The sequence below is a fragment of the Yinghuangia sp. YIM S09857 genome (assembly GCF_051388915.1).
GTDB lineage: Bacteria > Actinomycetota > Actinomycetes > Streptomycetales > Streptomycetaceae > Yinghuangia.
Genome location: NZ_JBPKBH010000018.1, coordinates 146763 through 165772, shown reverse-complemented (window position 1 = coordinate 165772; position 19010 = coordinate 146763). Strand labels below are relative to the sequence as shown.

18 protein-coding genes are annotated in these 19010 nt (G+C 71.8%); 16 read left to right on the top strand and 2 right to left on the bottom strand.

Going from position 1 to position 19010, the window contains the following annotated elements; genetic code table 11:
• The first annotated feature begins 181 nt into the window (after window positions 1-181).
• The 12 genes from ACRX5S_RS30960 to ACRX5S_RS30905 all read left to right on the top strand — a co-directional run bounded on the left by ACRX5S_RS30960 (window position 182) and on the right by ACRX5S_RS30905 (window position 12289).
• Complete coding sequence (locus ACRX5S_RS30960) at window positions 182-895, top strand: helix-turn-helix domain-containing protein (protein WP_436776456.1); 714 nt, start codon at window positions 182-184, stop codon at window positions 893-895.
• A 672-nt stretch (window positions 896-1567) separates the two neighbouring features.
• Entirely contained in the window at window positions 1568-2533 is a 966-nt protein-coding gene (locus ACRX5S_RS30955) for a universal stress protein (RefSeq protein WP_436776455.1), read from the top strand.
• A gap of 49 nt (window positions 2534-2582) precedes the next feature.
• Window positions 2583-5294 (top strand): bifunctional acetate--CoA ligase family protein/GNAT family N-acetyltransferase, encoded by a 2712-nt coding sequence (locus tag ACRX5S_RS30950; protein ID WP_436776454.1) that lies wholly within the window; start codon window positions 2583-2585, stop codon window positions 5292-5294.
• A gap of 34 nt (window positions 5295-5328) precedes the next feature.
• Window positions 5329-6195 carry a universal stress protein gene (locus ACRX5S_RS30945; protein WP_436776453.1) on the top strand — a complete coding sequence of 289 codons (867 nt, stop codon included), beginning with the start codon at window positions 5329-5331 and terminating at the stop codon, window positions 6193-6195.
• A gap of 69 nt (window positions 6196-6264) precedes the next feature.
• Window positions 6265-6525, top strand: a complete 261-nt coding sequence (locus tag ACRX5S_RS30940; RefSeq protein ID WP_436776452.1) for a hypothetical protein — start codon at window positions 6265-6267, stop codon at window positions 6523-6525.
• Between the two features lie 296 nt (window positions 6526-6821).
• A complete protein-coding gene (locus tag ACRX5S_RS30935) occupies window positions 6822-7802 on the top strand; it encodes an Acg family FMN-binding oxidoreductase (RefSeq protein WP_436776451.1) in 981 nt (326 codons plus the stop codon).
• Between the two features lie 159 nt (window positions 7803-7961).
• Window positions 7962-8891 carry a universal stress protein gene (locus tag ACRX5S_RS30930; RefSeq protein WP_436776450.1) on the top strand — a complete coding sequence of 310 codons (930 nt, stop codon included), beginning with the start codon at window positions 7962-7964 and terminating at the stop codon, window positions 8889-8891.
• 34 nt (window positions 8892-8925) lie between these two features.
• Entirely contained in the window at window positions 8926-9327 is a 402-nt protein-coding gene (locus ACRX5S_RS30925) for a universal stress protein (protein ID WP_436776449.1), read from the top strand.
• A 495-nt stretch (window positions 9328-9822) separates the two neighbouring features.
• Window positions 9823-9951: a hypothetical protein gene (locus ACRX5S_RS30920; RefSeq protein ID WP_436776448.1), complete on the top strand. Its 129-nt coding sequence runs from the start codon at window positions 9823-9825 to the stop codon at window positions 9949-9951.
• A gap of 83 nt (window positions 9952-10034) precedes the next feature.
• Entirely contained in the window at window positions 10035-10652 is a 618-nt protein-coding gene (locus ACRX5S_RS30915; protein ID WP_436776447.1) for a hypothetical protein, read from the top strand.
• Window positions 10653-10915: 263 nt separating this feature from the next.
• The gene (locus ACRX5S_RS30910; RefSeq protein WP_436776446.1) at window positions 10916-11503 is read left to right on the top strand and encodes an Rv1733c family protein; all 588 of its coding nucleotides are present in this window, start codon (window positions 10916-10918) and stop codon (window positions 11501-11503) included.
• A 63-nt stretch (window positions 11504-11566) separates the two neighbouring features.
• Complete coding sequence (locus tag ACRX5S_RS30905) at window positions 11567-12289, top strand: CBS domain-containing protein (RefSeq protein WP_436776445.1); 723 nt, start codon at window positions 11567-11569, stop codon at window positions 12287-12289.
• Window positions 12290-12791: 502 nt separating this feature from the next.
• Here ACRX5S_RS30905 and ACRX5S_RS30900 read toward each other — a convergent pair.
• Entirely contained in the window at window positions 12792-13751 is a 960-nt protein-coding gene (locus ACRX5S_RS30900; protein ID WP_436776444.1) for a universal stress protein, read from the bottom strand.
• A 258-nt stretch (window positions 13752-14009) separates the two neighbouring features.
• Window positions 14010-14609: an Rv1733c family protein gene (locus tag ACRX5S_RS30895; protein WP_436776443.1), complete on the bottom strand. Its 600-nt coding sequence runs from the start codon at window positions 14607-14609 to the stop codon at window positions 14010-14012.
• Between the two features lie 618 nt (window positions 14610-15227).
• Between ACRX5S_RS30895 and ACRX5S_RS30890 the strand changes: the two genes are divergently transcribed.
• From ACRX5S_RS30890 to ACRX5S_RS30875, 4 genes are all read left to right on the top strand, one after another.
• Window positions 15228-16151, top strand: a complete 924-nt coding sequence (locus tag ACRX5S_RS30890) for a universal stress protein (protein ID WP_436776442.1) — start codon at window positions 15228-15230, stop codon at window positions 16149-16151.
• A 229-nt stretch (window positions 16152-16380) separates the two neighbouring features.
• Complete coding sequence (locus ACRX5S_RS30885; RefSeq protein WP_436776441.1) at window positions 16381-17085, top strand: CBS domain-containing protein; 705 nt, start codon at window positions 16381-16383, stop codon at window positions 17083-17085.
• A gap of 125 nt (window positions 17086-17210) precedes the next feature.
• Window positions 17211-18023 carry a hypothetical protein gene (locus ACRX5S_RS30880; RefSeq protein ID WP_436776440.1) on the top strand — a complete coding sequence of 271 codons (813 nt, stop codon included), beginning with the start codon at window positions 17211-17213 and terminating at the stop codon, window positions 18021-18023.
• Between the two features lie 203 nt (window positions 18024-18226).
• Window positions 18227-18676, top strand: a complete 450-nt coding sequence (locus ACRX5S_RS30875; RefSeq protein ID WP_436776439.1) for an SRPBCC family protein — start codon at window positions 18227-18229, stop codon at window positions 18674-18676.
• The last annotated feature ends 334 nt before the right edge of the window (window positions 18677-19010 follow it).

Genomic DNA, 19010 nt, shown 5'->3' with positions numbered 1-19010 from the left:
AATGTGAGGTGCCCACCAGGGCCATGCGGCCCAGTCCGGCAGGACCCGTGGAACGACTTGGTCGTATTGCCGACAGACGGGAGGCCGAACGGCCCTGTCGCGCCTGCAAAGGGTGACGAAAGGTTGAAATAGGTCGGAATCGAACCAACGGCCCGGCCTTCGTCCCGCTTGGGAGGCTCCGATGATCAGCGATGAGACGGCGGGGACCCGCCGCCCGCGACCTGAAGTCGTTGCGCGCAACGTTCGAGCGCGACGTGACGCGTGTGCACTGTCAACCGCGGAAGTAGCTGACGCCGCTGGTTTGTCTGAAGCGTGGGTACGTGATCTGGAGGCCGGCCAGGGGTCCTTGACGCACACGGCCTTGACCCGGCTGGCAACCGCACTCGCCACCACCCCAGGAACCCTCGCGTCGGAGGCAAACGCCTCGGACCTTCGGATTCCACCTGAGGCAGGTCAGCGCGCGAGCACCGAACACGACCTTCGCCGTGCGACGGAAATATGCGAGGAGGAAAGTTACGCGCGCCTGGCACTGCACAACGTCGGTCGCGTGGCCTCGCCCGTCGGCGCCGCCCCTTTCATCCTCCCGGTCAACTACGTCGTCGACGGCAAGGACATCGTGTTCCGCACTCACGAGGGCTCGTCGCCGGCAAGTGTCCACGGCGTGGCGGCCTTCGAAGTGGACGACTTGGTGCCGACCGCCCGACTGGGCTGGAGCGTTCTGGTCATCGGCGAAGCCGCTCGTGTCGTGGAGCCGACGGAACGTGAGCGATTGGCGGATCTCGGCCTGACACCGTGGCCTGACGACGAGCACGACGTGTGGATCCGTATCCGCCCGACCCGTGTCACCGGACGACGGATATCGCCGCGGATCGACCGGACGCCGAGCGCCGACTGAGGACACACCCGTCCAATGGCCACGAGTCCTCACCGAGCGCGGGAAGGCGAAATCGACCGGCCACCTCGACCAGGACGGAGAGCGGTTGCCTACCTCGCTCGCTTTCGACTCTGCGATGCGGCTCATGGCCGCTCTGGGAGCTGCGGCGGCACCCGCCGACTGCAACGGCGGCCAGGAATGCGGTCCTTCCGAGTACCTGGACCAGCGCGGGTCCGCGGCGTCTGGGCGGGAAAGGCATCGCATGCACCGTGGGCTCGGCGCGCCCTGAGACGCACCGCACTACCTCGGATTCGGCATTTCAGTACGGGAGTGGACGGCCGGACGGCGTGCGCAGGTCCAAGGGGGGCCGTGGGCGCGTGCGGACGGAGCTCTTGGTGATCTGGATGCGATGCATGACCTGCCCCCTGAACGTCATGGGCACCTCGGTGCCGTTCGCGGGCTTGTCCCGCGCCTTCGGCCCAACACCGCAGAGCGGCGAGCGCCAGTGACCCATGGCCTACCCATCTGGGCCGCCTTGACTACTGGAGATCGACTACGCGTCGGGACCGGGCCCCGGGGCCCGCCGGAGTAGGTCGAACGGCCCTGCCCAAGGGGCCCTGCCGAGGCGGAGTGTCGTATTGGGATCCGGCATCGCGCCGCTCCCGCTCGCCGCTTCCAGAAAGGGGTGCCGTGATGACCGGGGCCACTGCGCGTCCTCCCGTCGTCGTCGGAGTCGAGAACACCGAGGCCGGACGGATCGCTGTCGAGTGGGCGGCCGACGAGGCCGACCGCCGAGGCCTGCCTTTGCGGCTGGTGCACGCGTTGGAGGGGCCTGTCGGCACCCCGCGCCCGCAGTTCGCGCATGCGGCCGACGGTCCCGACCGGCACCGAGACGCTCAGCGCGTGCACGCCACGTCCTGGGCGGCGCAGCCGTACCGCGACGCGGACCCGATCCCGACTTCACGGAGTTGGGGTGACCGCTTTCGGGATGCCGGGCTTGCCGCTATCGACACCGCCCGGGAGGTGGCCCTCGCCGGTCGACCGAACCTTCGCGTCGTGGATGAGTTGGTCGACGGGGGCCCGATCCAGGTCCTGCGGGCTCAGTCCGAGGGCGCCGAGATGGTGGTGCTTGGATCACGGCACCTTTCCTCGACCGCCGAACTCCTCACGGCGGGCGGCATCGCGGTACCGGTGGCGGCGCACGCGCAGTGTCCTGTGGTGATCGTTCGGGGTCCTGAACACCGCAGCAGGACCAACCGGTTCCTGGTGGTCGGAGTCGACGGCTCTCGTGGTTCGGAACCGGCGCTCGCGTTCGCCTTCGACGAGGCGTCCCGCCGTTGGGCTGTGCTGGACGCGGTTTTCGTGACGGGCTTGCACGCCTCGAAAACCGCTGACATCGAAGCCCGCGTCAAGCTGGCCGAAAGCCTGGCCGGCTGGAAGGAGCGGTACCCGGACGTCGTCGTCCGACCGCAAGTCGCCCACGGGCACGCCGTGCGCGCCTTGGTGGACGCCTCTCATGAGGCGCTGAGCCTGGTGGTGGGAACGCGGGGACTGGGCGGCTTCCGGGGCATGGTCCTGGGCTCGGTCAGCCACGGCGTGATCCACCACGCGACGTGCCCGGTGGTCGTCGTGCCCGGCACCGGGGCCGAGCCCGAATAGGCCGATCCGGTAACCCACCGCCCGCAGCTGCCTGGAAGGGGCACCCCTGATGACCGCGACAGACTCCGCCAAGCGCCCGCAGCCACCCGGCGAACGCCACGCGCTCGCTGCGGACGGCACGATGCTCCGGCTGGCGCCCCCGTTGCCCTCCGATGAAACCGCCGTCCGCGTCCTGTTCGAAGGATTGTCGCCAGACAGCCTGCACATGCGCTTCTTCGGGGACTCCCGGCGGGCGGCGGCCGAGACGGCGCAGCGCGTCTGTGCGCTGACCGCCGCCGAGGGCGGCGCACTGCTCGCGTGGCGCGGCAGCGACGTCGTCGGGGTCGTGGAGTTCTACCGGACGGCACCCGAGGAAGCGGAACTCGCCGTCACCGTCGCCGACGCCTGGCACCACCGCGGTGTGGGGACTCTGCTCATCGAGCACCTGATCGACGTTGCGCGCAGCCAGGGCGTACGCAGGTGGACAGCGGACGTCCTGTCCGACAACCGGCCGATGCTCCGGGTGCTCCAGGACATGGGGCTGCCCCTGCACCGCCGAATGGCGGCCGGAGTCGTCACCGCGGCCATTCCGCTCGACCTGACTCCGGACGACCCCGGCCGGGAGGAGTTCCTGTCGGCGATGGGACTGCGTGAGCGCAAGGCCGACGCCGCAAGCCTCCTGCCGCTGTTCCGGCCGACGACGGTCGCCGTCGCCGGGGCCGGCCGTCGTCCCGACTCGGTCGGGCGCGCGATCCTTGCCAACCTCAACGCCGCCGGGTGGAAGGACAGTCTGTTCGTCGTGCACCCGAGCGCCGCTGAGATCGCGGGTGTGCCGGCGTACGAGCATGTGGCCGACGTACCGCGGCTGCCGGACCTGGTCGTGGTGGCCGTGCCTGCCAAGGCAGTTCCCGATCTGGCCGAAGAGTGCGGCCAGGCGGGTGTCGCCGCGCTCGTCGTCGTCACCGCGGGACTCACCCTGGAGCAGGGCTCCCAGGTGCGTGAGAGCTGCCACCGGTACGGAATGCGCATGGTCGGCCCCAACGGGGTCGGTATCGCGGACACCTCCGGCCGGACAGCGCTGCACGCGAACTTCGCCGGTGTCGCGCCGATCCCCGGCCGGGCCGGGCTGGCCGTCCAGTCCGGCGGCGTGGGGATCGCCCTGCTGCGTCAGCTCAACCGGCTGGGCATCGGCGTGTCCACCTTCGCGTCGCTCGGCGACAAGTACGACGTCAGTGGCAACGACATGTTGCAGTGGTTCGAGACCGACCCCCGAACCGAACTCGCCATTCTGCACCTCGAATCCTTTGGCAACCCGCGCAAGTTCTCCCGTATCGCGCGCCGCACCGGACAGGCCATCCCCGTCCTGACCGTCGACGCCGGACGCTCCGCCTCGGGACGGCGCGCCGCCGCGTCGCACACGGCCGCCGCGGTCACCCCGACCGTCGCCCGCGAAGCCCTCTTCCGACAGGCCGGAGTCACCGCCACCCGCTCACTCGGCGACCTGGTCGCCGCGGCGGCCCTGGTGAGCGCGCAGCCGTTGCCCCAGAACTCCGCCGTCGCCGTCATCGGCAACGCCGGAGGACTCGGCGTACTCGCCGCCGACGCCTGCGCCGACGCCGGACTGACCGTGCCCCACCTCGGAGACGAGATCGCCGAAGGGCTGGCCGACCTGCTCCCGACCGGAGCGAGCTGCGCCAACCCGGTCGACGCGACCGCGAACGTCCCCGGGGAGGCGCTGCGCCGTGCCATCGATCTGATCGCCTCGTCCGGCCACGTCGGCGCCATCCTGCTCGCCCTGGCACCCACCGCGCTCGGGGATCCGCTGGCCGAGCTGATGCAAGGCTCTGCGGTACGCGGCATCCCGATCCTGGTCGTAGCCCCCGAACGGGCGGACGCCGTAGAACTCGTGCCCGCGCTGCACGGCACGTTCCCGGTCTTCTGCGACACCCGTACCGCCGCGGTCGCCCTTGCGCACGCCCACGACCGCGCGCGGTGGCTCGTCCGACCACGCGGCGTCGTGCCCAAGCTTGAGGGCCTTGCCCCGGACGCGGCCCGGGACATCATCGACGCCCATCTGGCCGCGCATCCCGGAGGCGGTTGGTTGCCCCCCGAGCAAGTAGCAGGCGTACTGGATCTGTTCGGGGTTCCGCAGGCCGCCTGGCGCACGGTGTCCAACGCAGATGCGGCGGTGGGCTCGGCACGCGAGCTGGCGCCGATTTCCCCCTCCGGGGGCGTCGCCCTCAAAGCGTACGGGCCGGAGCTGCCCCACAAGAGCGATGTCGGCGGAGTGCGGTTGGACCTCGCCGGCGACGACGCCGTTCGCGCCGCGTACGCCGACATCGCCCGCAGGCTCGGCACCCGCATGGACGGCGCCGTCGTCCAGCCGATGGCCGCACCCGGCGTCGAGCTGATCGTCGGCGTCGACCAGGACGAGGTTCTCGGCCCGCTGGTCCTGTTCGGCCTCGGAGGCACCGGCGTCGACGTCCTCGACGACCACGTTGCCCGCCTCACACCGCTGACCGACCTCGACGCGATGGACATGATCGCCGAATCCCGCGCGTCCAAGCTGCTGTACGGCCACCGCGGACAGCCCCCGTGCGACACCGGCGCCGTGCAGGACCTGCTGCACCGCGTCTCCCGCCTCGCCGACGAGTTGCCGCAGGTCTGCGAACTCGACCTCAACCCCGCCATCGCCGGCCCGTCCGGCGTGACCGTCGTCGACGCGCGGATACGCGTCGCGCCGCGGCACCCGGCCGACCCCTATCTGCCCCGAGTGCGCTGATTCTCGGCGCAGCAATGAGATCACGGAGGACACCATGACCAGGCAAACGCCGCACGGACCGCCGCACATCACCGTCGGCGTCGACGGATCCACGCACGCGGACGAGGCACTGCGCTGGGCCGCCGACGAAGCCGTCCGCCGCGGAATGGCACTGCGCATCGTCCACGCCTGGCTGCCGATGCCCGTCCGGGGCGGTCGCGCGGCCGAGGCGGCCGAGAGCCGCCGCATCCTGGACGACGCCGAGGTCCGCGCCAACGCCTACACTCCCGGTCTCGCCATCACCACCGTCGACACAACCGACCTCGTCGGATCCGCGCTCTCGGCCGAGAGTTCGACGGCGGCCATGCTCGTGCTCGGATCCCGAGGCCGCGGCGGCTTCCGCAGTCTCGTGCTCGGCTCCACGAGCCTCACCGCGGCGGCTGTTGGGCGGTGCCCGGTTGTCGTCGTCCACGAGCCTCGACCGGTCGACGATTCCGACCAGCCGCTTGATGTCGTCGTGGGCCTGGACGCGATGGAACCGGCCGACGCGGTGCTCCAGTTCGCTTTCGAGGAGGCGGCCGCCAGGCCAGGCGCCAGGCTGCGGATCCTGCACGGCTGGCGCCCGGAGACCTGGGCGCTCAGTGGCGGGCCGGTCTTCACGGCGTCCGACGTCGAGGCCCGCGCAAACCGAGCCCTCGCAGAGGCGGCAGCCGGGTGGTCGGACAAGTATCCGCAGGTCGATGTCATGCGTGCCACCTCACTCGAAGGGCCGGCAACCACCCTGGTGGCAGCATCGGCGCAGGCCGCGTTGACCATCGTGGGTCGCCGACTGTCCGGAACCTCCCTCGGTCTCAAGCTCGGGCCGACCGCTCACGCTGTCCTGTTGCACGCCCACAGCCCGGTCGCGGTGGTTCCGTTCTGACCCACGGAGGAGGCCGCGTACGGTGAGGGCCGCCGTCCCGTTTCCGACGACCGCGCCCACCTGCACGTCGTGTTCACCACCCTGGACCGCGGCGGCGCGGTCCAGGTCCCCGCGGGCCCGGCCGACCACATCGCCACCGTGCTGTACGAACTCGCGCGGTTGCGACGCGTCGGCTGCCTCCCGGACGGTGTGCCGGTCCGCTTCGACGGTCCTACCGGCCTGGCGGCCGTCGGCGTCTGGCGTGACGCCCTGCCGGCCCACGACCCCGAACTGCACGACAGCGTCCTGGCCGCCGACTTCGCGGCAGCCAGTCTGCGGAGGCGGACATGAAGCCCCTGCGCATGCGTGAGGCGTACCTGGCCCAGTTGTGGGCGGGGAGAACCAACTTCTTGCCAAGTGCCCGCGTCCGCGCACGACGACGGCCGCCCCGATCATCGCCGGTGTCGACGGGTCGCGCGGCGTGCCCGGTCGTCACCGTCGCGGCCGACGCCGCGACCGTCCCGGTGGGGCCGAACGGCCCCTCCGGGCAGGCATGGCGCCCCTGCCCCCCCGGCCCTTCCACCGACGAGCCTGGAACCACAGGACGGCCCTCAGCCGACCGTCCCCGTCATTGCCGGAGGCCCATCGTGAACAGCGCGCCCCTCACCCCGAAACAGCGCGAGCGCATCCTGCGGGCGGCGACCTCGGCGCCGTCCAAGCACAACACCCAGCCGTGGTGGTTCCGCTGGGACGGCGACGACCTCGAGGTCCACGTCGACACGAACCGCACCCTGGAGCTCGGCGACCCGGCCTGCCGGGAGGCGCACATCGCCTGCGGTGCGGCGGTGTTCGCCGCCCGACTCGGGTACGCCTCCCTCGGCATCGGCACCGAGACAGAGCTCCTCCCGGACAAGGAGCAACCCCTGTTCGTGGCCCGGGTGCGGGTGACGGACGCCGCGGCGGACCCCCGGTTCGAGACCCTGTACTGGAGCCTGCCGAGCCGCCGCACCAACCGCGCGCCGTTCAAGCCGACGCCGGTCCCGACACTGGTGCTGGAGTATTTGCGCGACGCGGCTCGCGACGAAGGCACCTGGCTGCGGATCGTCGAGCGCGAACCGGCGTACGAACACCTGCTGACCCTCATCCGCGAGGCCACCGGCCTCGAAGAGGAGCACCTGCGCACCGAGCGCGCCCGCTGGATCGACCCGCCGGACGCCGTGCACCGCCTCGACGGCGTCCCCGGCCGCAGCCTCGGGCCGCTGCCCGAGAACCCCACCGGAGCCGTACGCGACCTCGCGGTCGGCCACGACGTCGACGGCCGCGGCAGCATCGAGTTCGAACAGCGGCCGACGATCGGCGTACTGGAGACCCGCGACGATGACGCGGCCGCCTGGATGACCGCCGGACAGGCACTGATGCGTGTCCTGGTCACGGGCACCCGCTACGGCGTCGCCGCCTCGTTCGCGAACCAGCCGCTGGAGAACCCCGACCTGCGCGACGAGGTCGCCTCGGACGCCAAGCACTACGGCACCGCACAAATGGTGCTCCGCCTCGGCATGGGCGTCGAGGTCCCCCCGACACCACGCCGACCACTCACCGAGGTGCTTCGGCTCAGCCAAAGGGCCTGATGCCGGGACACAGCGTGCTTGTGGTCCGCCGCGTGAGGCACACATTCCCGATGGCCCGAACCATGCCGGCGCATGGGCGCCTGGCGCTTGCGTGGGGCGGAGCTCGACGCATGACCGGACCAGCACAGCACCGACATGTCAGTGAAGGGAACGATCGTCATGGACAGTCGTATTCGTCATCTCAAAGGGCATGTGGTCGTCGGTGTCGACGGATCCGCGTCCGCCACCCATGCCGTCCGCGGCGCGGCGGCCGAGGCGGTGCGCCGCGGCGTGCCGCTGCAAGTGCTTCATGCGGCCGACCCGGCACAGTACGCGTCCCAGTCCGGTTCCGCCGCCTATGCGGCGGCGCACGAACTCGTCGACGCCGCCGCGCGACAGGCCCTGGACGTGGCGCCGTGGCTCGACGTCGAACGCACCGTGATGCGGGCGACGCCGGTCGGTGCGTTGCTGGACGCCTCGGACGACGCCGGAGTGGTCGTGATCGGCAACAGGGGCTTGGGGCCGTTGTCCGCACTGGCACTGGGTTCGGTGGGGGTGTCGCTCGCTGCGCGGTCGCGGTGCCCGGTGCTGGTCGAGCGTGAAGCGGCCGACGCGGCGACGGAGGGGCGGCGAGAGGTCGTGGTCGGCGTGTCGGGGGCTGCGTGTGCCCCGGCAGTCGAACTGGCCTTGCAGGAGGCGGCGTTGCGCGGCGCCCGCCTTCGAGTGGTGCACGCCTGGTCCATGCCGATGGTGTCGCGCGTGGGTGCGTTCTCGTCCGACGGCGTCGTCACGGTCGCGAGTATGCGGGCGCACGCGCGCGCCCGTCTTGCGGCGATCGTCCGCAACGTGCGTGACGCCGAACCGACCGTCGTGGTGCGGGAGGACGTCGTCCGCGACTCGGCGGCCCGGGCGCTGATAGCCGCCTCCCGGCACGCGGAACTGTTGGTCCTGGCCGCCCGTCAGCGCCCTCCCGGGCCCGGCCTCCACGTCGGCACCGTCACCCGCGCCGTACTGCACCGTGCGCAGTGCTCGGTCCTGGTCGTGCCGGTGGCCCGAACGGGCCCCGCCCACAGGTCGATCGACCCTGCCAGTCTCCCGGCCACCCCGTGAGCATGGCACCACCTACCAACTTCTTTGTAAATCAATGGAGTTCGAAGTAGCCGAGCCGCTCGTGGCCGATGAGAACGCCAAGGCGCACGGCCACGTCATCGTTGCCGTCGACGGGTCCCCGGCCGCCGCGAACGCGGTTGACCGGGCGGCGGACGAGGCCACGCTGCGCGGCGTCGACCTGGAGATCCTGCACGCTTGGGAGTGCAAGGCGTACGATGCCGGCGACTGGTACGACCACCTCTTGCGCAACCGGGGAGTCGGGACCGTGCGGATGGCCGCCGGGCGGGCCCGCCACCGTCGCCCGGAGCCGCACGTGACCACCGCCATCGAGCACGGACCGGCCGAGGGCATCCTGCCCGGAGCCACCGAACGTGCCGCCCTGCTGGTCATGGGCAACCGAGGTGGTGGCGGCGGCAAGGCCTGCCCAGTGACATGATCGCGAATCGCGATCATGTCACTGACCTGTATAAACACCGTCGGGACGACAGGATTTGAAGCTGCGACCCCTTGACCCCGGTGCCGTCGTCGGTGCGAGTGCCGTTGTCGGGTTTGTCGAGGCGCCCGCCGGAAAACGACGGCAACGTGCTGTGGCGGCTTGTCCGGTGAAGCCGACGGCGGCGCTTCCGCTCGGAGTGCCGTCCGGCGCCCTGACCGACGAGAGTTGCGTGTGTCGCGGACCCGGCGAACGGGGATGCTGCCGACGCTCGTTCCAGCCCGGTCCCGGGTGTTCGTGCGCCGTGACCTCGGGTGTGGGGCCCGCACCGGCCTTCCGAAGAGAGGCGGGCGGGTCGTGGCCTCCCCTGTCCCAACTGGCCGTTGGACCCGGAGAAAGGGGCTGCTCGGCACTGAGGACCAACTCGCCTTCTCCGAGAGAGTGTTCGTGCAAGGAGAGGGTGTCTGCTTCTCAGGGACCGAGCGAAGGAGGTCGATCGTGTTCGTTCTCGACGCGTACTTCTGGACCGTCTTCGTGCTGGTCATCGGCGGCGGCGCCGTGGTTGCAGCATTGACCGCCGCCGCTCTCGGCGGCCGCTCGCGTCGTCACCGCCCACCCCGGCACTGAACGTCCCCGCACGACCGACCTGTTCGTCCATCTGCGTTGTCGGGCACCAGCGCCCGGCAGCCGGCCCGCGAGGGGAAATCATCATGGCCACGCCGCACACCTCCCGCTTCACCAACGGCCTCCACCTGCGCCGCCGTTCCACGGACGCGGCGTCGCACGCGCAGGCGACCGCGTTGACCGCAGCCGCGGTCCGCGAGACCACGCTCGCCGGACTGCGGATCGTTTTGGGGTTCGTGTTCCTGTGGGCGTTCCTGGACAAGACGTTCGGCCTGGGTTACGCGACCAAGTCGGGCAAGGGATGGATCGACGACGGCTCGCCCACACAGGGCTTCCTGTCCCACGTCGACGTCGGACCGATGGCGTCCACCCTACGCGGATGGGCCGGCGAGCCGTGGGCCGACTGGATGTTCATGATGGGCCTCCTCGGCATCGGCGTCGCCGCCATCCTCGGCATCGGCCTGCGCATCGCCGCGGCGTCCGGCACCGTGATGATGGCGCTGATGTGGATCGCCGAGTGGCCGCCCGCCAAGCACACCGAGTCCGGCGCCGCCAGCGGTTCGACGAACCCGCTGATCGAGTACCACGTGATCTACGCCGTCGCGCTGATCGCCCTGGCCGCGATCGCCACCGGCAGCCGCTACGGCCTCGGCGCACGCTGGGCCAAACTGCCGCTCGTCCAGCGCAACCCCTGGCTCCTGTGAGCCCGACCGTGCACGGGTGGGGCCCGCCGGACTCGGACCGGTGGGCCCCACCCGTCCGATCGACCTGGACGCGGCACGCTCCAGATCGGGAGCGGGCCGCTCCGGTGCCGGCAGGCCGGGGGCCGAACAGCCTGTGCGTACGGACCTGATGGCTTTGGTGCGGCAGCACGGCGCTGCGGCACCGTGGGAGTCGAGAGAAGGACCGGAGCACGCGGGCCTCGCGTCGGGACCTGGCAACGGCGCGTTCGAACGGAGGAGCCGACATGAGCGCCCACACGGAGTCACCGAGCCCCCTGCCCGGCCGGCGGCGCCGGCCGCGCAATCCGCTGCGTCCGCGCGGCCTGTCCGTTCAACGGGCCTTCCTCGCCCTGCTCCTGATCGCTGCCTTTGCCGTCCCCGCCGTCGCGTTCCTGGCGGGCCGCGCCCAGTACGCCACAACGCAGGCCCGCAGCCGCACAGCCGCGGCCGAGAACCATCTGGTGACCGCTCGTCTCGAACAGAACGTCTCCAGCACCGGGCAGTCGATGCGCGGCGGGGAGGTCCTGTCCAAGGTGTCGTGGACCGCCGACGACGGGGCCTTCCGTCACGGCAAGGCCCGGGTTCAGGAGTCGGGCGCGAAGGGCGCACCGACGACAATCTGGCTCGATGCCGCCGGCAACCCCGCCGACGCCCCAGCCTCGCGTGCGGCCGGCGTCACCGACGCGCTCGCGACGGGCACCTTCGTCCTGATCGGCGGATTCGGCGTGCTGCTGGTGGGCTACGCCGTCGAGACGACGCTGTTCCTGCGCTCGCGGATGAAGGCGTGGGCGCGCGACTGGGAACGCACCGCACCGCTGTGGACGCCGGCCTGAACCACCCTCGACCTGCCCCGGCACGACTCCCCCGTATCGACCCAATCTCTGCGGAGGCACACCGTGAGCCACCAACTCGTCCGCTCCCTGATGTCGACCAGCGTGACCACGGTCGGCCCGGACACCGACTTCAAGGACATCGTCCGCACTCTGCACACCCGACGCGTCAGCGCCGTGCCGGTCGTAGACGGCCACGGCCGTGTGCTCGGGGTCGTCTCGGAGGCCGACCTGCTCCGCAAGGAAGCGCACGCCGGAGGCGAGGCGGGAGCCGCCCAGGCCTCGCGCGGCCTGCTGGCCGCCCGCCGCGCCCGGGCCAAGGCCCACGGGGCACGGGCGTGCGACGTCATGACGTCCCCAGCGGTGACGATCCGCGCGGACCGCTCGGTGGTCGACGCCGCCCGCCTGATGGAACGCCGCGGCGTCAAACGGCTTCCGGTCGTGGACGCCAACGGGTTCCTCGAGGGCGTCGTGAGCCGCTGCGACCTGCTCCGGGTGTTCCTGCGGCCCGACACGGACATCCACTCCGAGATAGTCGACGAGGTCCTGACCCGAGCGCTGTGGATCAACCCCGCGACCGTCGCCGTCACCGTCGACTCGGGCTGCGTGCACCTGGCCGGAACGCTGGAGCAGAAGAGCCTCATCCCGCTGGTGGTGCGCCTGTGCCGCGCGGTGGACGGGGTGGTCAACGTCACCCACGCCCTGCGGTTCGACCACGACGACACCCATGTCCGGCCCGGCCGCAGGCGCCCCGCCGGGATCACCGAGGAATGGGTCGCGCGCCTCTAGGTGGTGGACCTCGGATACGCGGCGCCCGTTCGCCCGGACGGGCGCCGCACGTTGCCGCGAACGGGGCAGCCGCGCACGTCGGTTCGGCCAGGTCACCTACGCCCGTGGTTCGGTGCCGCAGGCCGGCGAATCGGCAAGCGAGCGCGGCGCGCGATACGCCGACCGCGATACGCGAGGTTGTCAACCGCGGCGGGCGTGCGCTCCGGCCTTGCGAGCGGCCCCTGGGAGGCCTGTCGGTCGACGCCCGCGGCCGCTGAGGGGGCGTGCCGACGGGGCGTCGCAGCGCGGGCCTGTACGACCGGTGTCCCGGACGGCGGGACGGCGGGTGAGAACCGTGACCCCCGGCCCGGGCCCGCCCCCGGCTCTCGGTCGGCGCCGAGGGTCGGCCGCGGGCCGCGGCCGAGCTGCGGACTACGCCGCCGGCCCACCTCAGTCCTGCGTTCCGGGAACCGGCCGGGGAGGGCAGCCGCAGACGGCGAAGGGGCGGAACGCCACACGGGGGCTATGGGCTGGGGACGATGACGACGGGGCACTCCGCGTGGTGGAGCACACCTTGGCTGACGGAGCCGAGCAGCATGCCGGTGAAGCCCCCGAGGCCGCGTGTGCCGACGACCAGACCCAAGGTGCCGCGCGACGCGTCGACGAGCGCTTGGACGGCGTGTCCGTGGGCGACCTGGGGCCGCACGACCACCTCCGGATACTTCTCCTGCCATCCGGCGAGGTTTTCCGCGAGCATCCGCCGCGCATCCTGGTCGGCGTCCTCGACGGAGGCGAACCCGACGGGGCGGGTGGCCACGACGGCTTGCAGGACCGCGGTGCGGCGCGAGGCCTCCTCGAAGGCGTAGGCCAACGCGAGCTCCGCGCGCGGAGACCCGTCGACGCCGACGACGAGCGTTGCCCTCCCGGAGCCGGTGGCCTCGGGACCGCGGACCACGGCCACCGGGCAGGTCGCGTGGGCGGCCACGGGCACGGCGATCCCGCCCGAAGTGAATACTTCCGCCGTGGACGAGAGGTGACGCGAACCCAGGACGATCATCGCGGCATCCGCGGCTTCGGCGCGCAGCGCGTCCACGGGCGTCGCGTCGATCAGCTCCGAGCCGAGGTCCACGTCCGGTTGGCGGCGGGCCACCAGGGCTCGCGACTCCCCCAGGGCCGCCACAGACGCGTCGCGGAAGCGGTCGGCCCAGCTGCGGGCGGGCGGCAGGAGGTCAGCGTCCCAATAGGGCTGGACGCGCCATTCGGTGGTGTGCGTGCGGGCCCCTTCGCGATGGCGGCTGGGCGGCTCGATGTCACCGGCCTGCTGCGGACGGGGCACTCCCGCCGGCCAGTCCAGCGCGCGGACGAGCCGCAAGGGCAGGCCTTTCCGGGCGGCCTGGTCCGCCGCCCATTCCACGGCCTGACGGCCGGACTTGGTCGCCTCGACACCGACAACGACGGCGCGCCCCTGGCTTTCGACGGTCATCACGTGCCCCTTCCACGACAGGGTCCGGCACCGTGCCGGCCCACCTCGACCTTCGCGCAGGCGCCGCGTGGGGCGGCAGGGCCGTTCGGCCCGCACGCCGGGCCGACCGGCCGTGCCACGGGCGAAGTGCCGACCCGTCGCCTGCCAACGACCCCTCGGGCGGGTCGTATGGAGCCGGGCGTCGGGAGTCGCGCGTCGAGGTGGGGCGTCGAGGTGAGGCGTGCGGGCCGCCGCGTTCGGCCGCCTGCGTGGGTGCGCCTATGGCGTGGCGGTCCACAGCGGGCCGACCTGGGCCCACTCGCGATCCCAGGCCCGCAGGCGGGAGCGCATGAACAGCTTCTGCTCGGCGCAGTACAGGGCCAGGACGGCCATGCCGCCGCACAGCAGGACGGTGACGGTCATGGCGGCGGTGTCCAGCACGGCGCGGGAAGCCGGCGCGGGCGGCTCGACCGGCATGCCGGATCGGTCGAGCCACACCGTGGTCGTCTCGCCGCCGCGGGCAGGTGCGCGGACCGGGGCGATGGCGGTGCGCACGGAGCCGTCCGGGCCCGTCCAGCTGACCGGCGCGTCGACGAGGCTCGATCCGCCGCGCGGGGAGGAGGACTTGTGCGCCAGCGTCGCGGAGATGGGGTGCCGCTGGGCGAGTTCGGCTTCGCGCTCCGCGACGGACCGGCTGTACTGGGCGCGGGCGAAGCAGAACGCCAGGACCGGAACCGCGGTCAGGGCGACCACGATGAACCCGAGCAGGACGTCGTGGAGTTGGTGCCGTCGGCCGCGCAACGGCGGCGCGCTCGCGCCCGGTTCGGCGGAGGGTTTGTGCGGCGGTACGTTCCTTCGGTGGTCGTCGGTGGCGCCCATGTCCGTTCCTCCAGATGCAGCCGCGAACCTCAGACGGGAGGGGTGCCGGACGGGTGTCCGGATGCGGTGCGAATGCCCCTGCGACCCACTGTTGAGGTCCCCAGGTGGGTGGCACAGGTGACGGACGGCCCGGTGGGCCGGGCCGTCCGGCCCACCGGCGGCAGGCGTATCAGGACTGGGGCAGCGAGGGGGCCGTCGGGTTCGACGGCGGACTGCCGGACCGGTTGCCGGGCTGCTCTTCCGGCCTGGCGGACCCGAAGCGCGAGGAAGCGTGAGCGCATCGGTCCGCGCGAGCCCGGCCGTCAGATGACCTCGGCGAACGCCCCGCGTCCCGCCGCGGCGGCCAGGGCGCACTGGCGTTGCGGGGCATCGCGGTAGCGGGGCAGGGGCTGCGTCAACGTCTCACCGCAACCGCAACCGCCACTCGGCAAGACCTAACCGAGTCCTACCAGGCCCGGTCACCCGAGCCGTGCTGCACCGCGTGCACACTGCCCGTGCTCGTGATCCCGGTCTGCCGCACGGCACGAGGGGCAGGGCCGAACGGCCCTGACGGCGCGTCAGGGATACCGCAACGATTGTCGTTGAAGCCAACAACTCACGGAACCTGAGGAGTTCGCGATGACCGAGCCGAACCACGTCAGCCCCCGCGGGCATGTGATCGTCGCCGTGGACGGGTCGCCCGCCGCGGAGAACGCGGTCGACTGGGCCGCCGACGAGGCGGCCCTGCGCGGCACCGACCTGGAGATCCTCCACGCGTGGGAGTGGAAGGCGTACGAAGCCAGCGACTGGTACGGGCACCACCTCCACAACCAGGCCGACGCCGTCGTCCGCGCCGCCGCCGAACGCGCCCGCCGCCGGCGCCCCGAGCTGACGGTGACCACCGCCATCAAGCACGGCACCGCCCGGGAGGTGCTCACCGAGGCCGCCGAACGCGCCGGGCTGCTGGTCATGGGCAGCCGCGGCCGCGGCGGGTTCACCGGCATGCTCCTCGGCTCGGTCAGTCACGACGTCGCCGCCCAGGGACGATGCCCGCTGCTCGTCGTCCGCGCCGGGCCCGACGGCACCGCGCAACCCCCGTTCGACGACGCCCTCCTCCGCGCCGACACCCACCCCGTCCTGGTCGGCGTCTCCAGCGAAGCATGCCAGCCGGCCGTCGAAGAGGCGTTCGCCGAAGCCTCCCGCCGCAAGCAGCGCGTCCACGCCGTCCACGCCTGGTCGTTCCCCGACCTGCCCGTCTACGGCATCGCCGGAGGCGCCGCCGGACCCACCGCGGACGCGATCCGCGCCTGCCAGCAAACCGGCGAGACCATCCTGTCCCAGACCCTGGCGAGCGTCCGCGACCACCACAAGGACGTCGAAGTACGCGAAGACGTCGTCAACGACCACCGCGGCCACGCCATGGTGAAGGCCTCGAAAGACGCGTCCCTCGTGGTCATCGCGACACGACGCCGCCCCGAACGCCTCGGACGGCACCTCGGACCCGTCACCCACGCACTCCTGCACCACGCCCACGCACCGGTCCTGCTCATCCCGATCGACTGAACGAGCGGCAGGCTCTGCGAGCCTGCCGCCCCGCGATCCGCACTGGCCGTCAACACCGCCCCTCAGCACCGCCACCCGGAGCCTTGAGGAGGTTTCCGTGAACCACCACCGCGTGGACGCCGTGATGACCNCCGACTCCCCCTCCCCCCCCCCCCCCCCGCCCCGCGATCCGCACTGGCCGTCAACACCGCCCCTCAGCACCGCCACCCGGAGCCTTGAGGAGGTTTCCGTGAACCACCACCGCGTGGACGCCGTGATGACCACCGACGTGGTCACCGTCCACACCGACACCCCGTTCAAAGAGATCGTGCGCGTCCTCGGACAGCACCGCATCAGCGCCGTGCCCGTCCTCGACCCCGACAAGACCGTCGTCGGCGTCGTCTCCGAAGCGGACCTGCTGCGCAAGGAGGCCGACAGCGAAGGCCCAACGCGCCTGCCGGGCACCGTGCACACCCCCCGCACCGTCCGCGCGGCACGCGGCAAAGCCGAAGCCGAGACCGCCGCGGGCCTCATGACCTCCCCCGCCGTCACCATCGACCGCGCCGCAACGGTCGGCCAGGCTGCCCGCGCGATGGAACGCCACGACGTCAAGCGCCTCCCCGTCGTCGACCACGGCCAACTGTGCGGCATCGTCAGCCGCTGCGACCTGCTGCGCGTGTTCCTGCGACCCGACGACCGCATCCGCGACGAGATCCTCGACGAGGTGATCCGCCGCGACCTGTGGATCGACCCCGCCACCGTCACCGTCCGCGTCGCCGACGGCGTCGTCCACCTGGAAGGCGAACTGGAGAACAAGACAACCGCACGCATCCTGACCCGCATGTGCCGCGGCGTCGACGGCGTCGTGCAAGTCCACGACCACCTCACCTACACCGTCGACGACACCAAACTCAAGACATCCGCCATACCACCCCGCCCCGGACGCCGACTCTGACATTCGCCATACCACTACCGCCATCCCCCGAACGGCCCGCACGCGGGCCGTTCGGCCCTGTCAGGACCGGGCAGCACAGGGAAGTCTCATGCCCAACAGGCGACTTGATCCCCCAGGAGGGGCACATGCGGCACCACAATCTCGACATCCTCCTCACCGAAGCCACGCCCGGCGACAGCGATCGGGCCGCCGAGCAGCTCGCCGCATCCGGCCACCGCGTCCACCGCTGCCACCCCGGCGCCCGCCCCGGCACCGACCCCACCCAGGCCGGTGCCGCGTCGCAACCGCGCTGCGTGGCCTGGCAGGCCGGCGGCCGGTGCCCCCTGACCAGCGACACCATCGACCTCGTCGTCGACGTCCGCACCGCCCACGGCCCCGAAACCGCCCGCGAACAAGGAACCATGTGCGCGCTCCTGGCCGGCATCCCGCTCGTCGTGTGCGGCCCCACGGACACCAGCAACAGCCTGCTGCTGCGCGCCGACGTCGTCTGCCGCCCCGAACGCCTCACCCTCGCCTGCCACACCGCGCTCTCGCCGGTCGGTCCCACCGCGCACCGGGCGGTCACCCGCGCCGTCCACAACGCGCTGACCGGCCTGGACGAGGCCCCGCCCCTCTCCGTCCATCTGGAACTGCGCGACCACACCGTCGTCGCCGACGTCACCATCACCGGGCCCCCGTGCGCCACGACCTACCCGCGCGTCCGCGCCGCCGTCCGCACCGCGCTGGCCCCCTTCACACCGGCCTGGCCATACACACCGGTCACCATCCACCACACCGCCGCACAAGCACGCCGGTCGGCTCCGGCGGCCGCGAGGCGCGACGATGAGACGTGCCCGAGCACCCTGCCCACACCCGCGCCGTCACCGTCTTCAACGACGCGATCGGACCGCTGCGAGCCAAGGACGTCTGCGAAGCCCTCGACCACGAACCACTGCTGAAGAACACGAAGACACCTGGGTCAAGTTGGAACGTTTGGTCGACTCGGCCTCCTTACCGAGGTCGACACCGGCAGCTTCGCCGGGAAGGCGCGCCGGCGACGACCACTATTGGCTTCGCGGAGAGCGGGTAGTCGCGTGGCGCGGGTGCCGACGCCCGCACCGGTTGTTGCCGGTTCCCCGAACGCTGTTGGAGGTTCGTTCGAATGTCGAAGGTCGAAGAGGCGGTCGAGGTCAACGTCCCCGTACGCACCGCCTACAACCAGTGGACGCAGTTCGAGACGTTCCCGCAGTTCATGGACGGCGTGGAGCACATCGAGCAGCGCACCGAGACGCTGACCCACTGGGTAACCAAAGTGGGCGGCGCCAAGCGGGAGTTCGACGCGGAGATCACCGAACAGGTCCCCGACGAACGCGTCGCCTGGACCACGGTGGACGGTGAGGTCCGCCAAGCGGGCGTGGTCACCTTCCGCCGCCTGGACGACAGCACCACCAAGGTCATGCTTCAGATGGAGTTCGCCCCCGAAGGGTTCGTCGACACCGTGGGCGACAAACTCGGCTTCGCCAAACGTCAGATCACCGGCGACCTGAGGCGCTTCAAGGAGTACATCGAGGCGCGCGGCGGCGAAACCGGCGCCTGGCGCGGCACGGTCTGACATCGCACCGACGCCGACCCCCGGGACGTCGGCCGTTGGCCACGACCGCCCAGCTGTTGGTCGGCTGGAATCGACCATCGGAGATTTCCCAGCCGCGCGGAGGCGCAGGTGTCAGGCGTTGTCCCTGCAACCGGGGCCGACGCGAACGCTACAGCGAGGACGCGGATCACGGTCCGGTGCGTACCCGGCGTTCCATGGCCGCCCGAATCGCGGGCCCGGCGCTGTCGAACGCTCGCGGCCAGGTCCGCACGGCGCGCTGGGACCTGAGTGGTTCCGTTCGAACAGGGCTGTGTGGCACGGGCACATCATCCTGTGCGGCCGGGTGGCGCGGGGG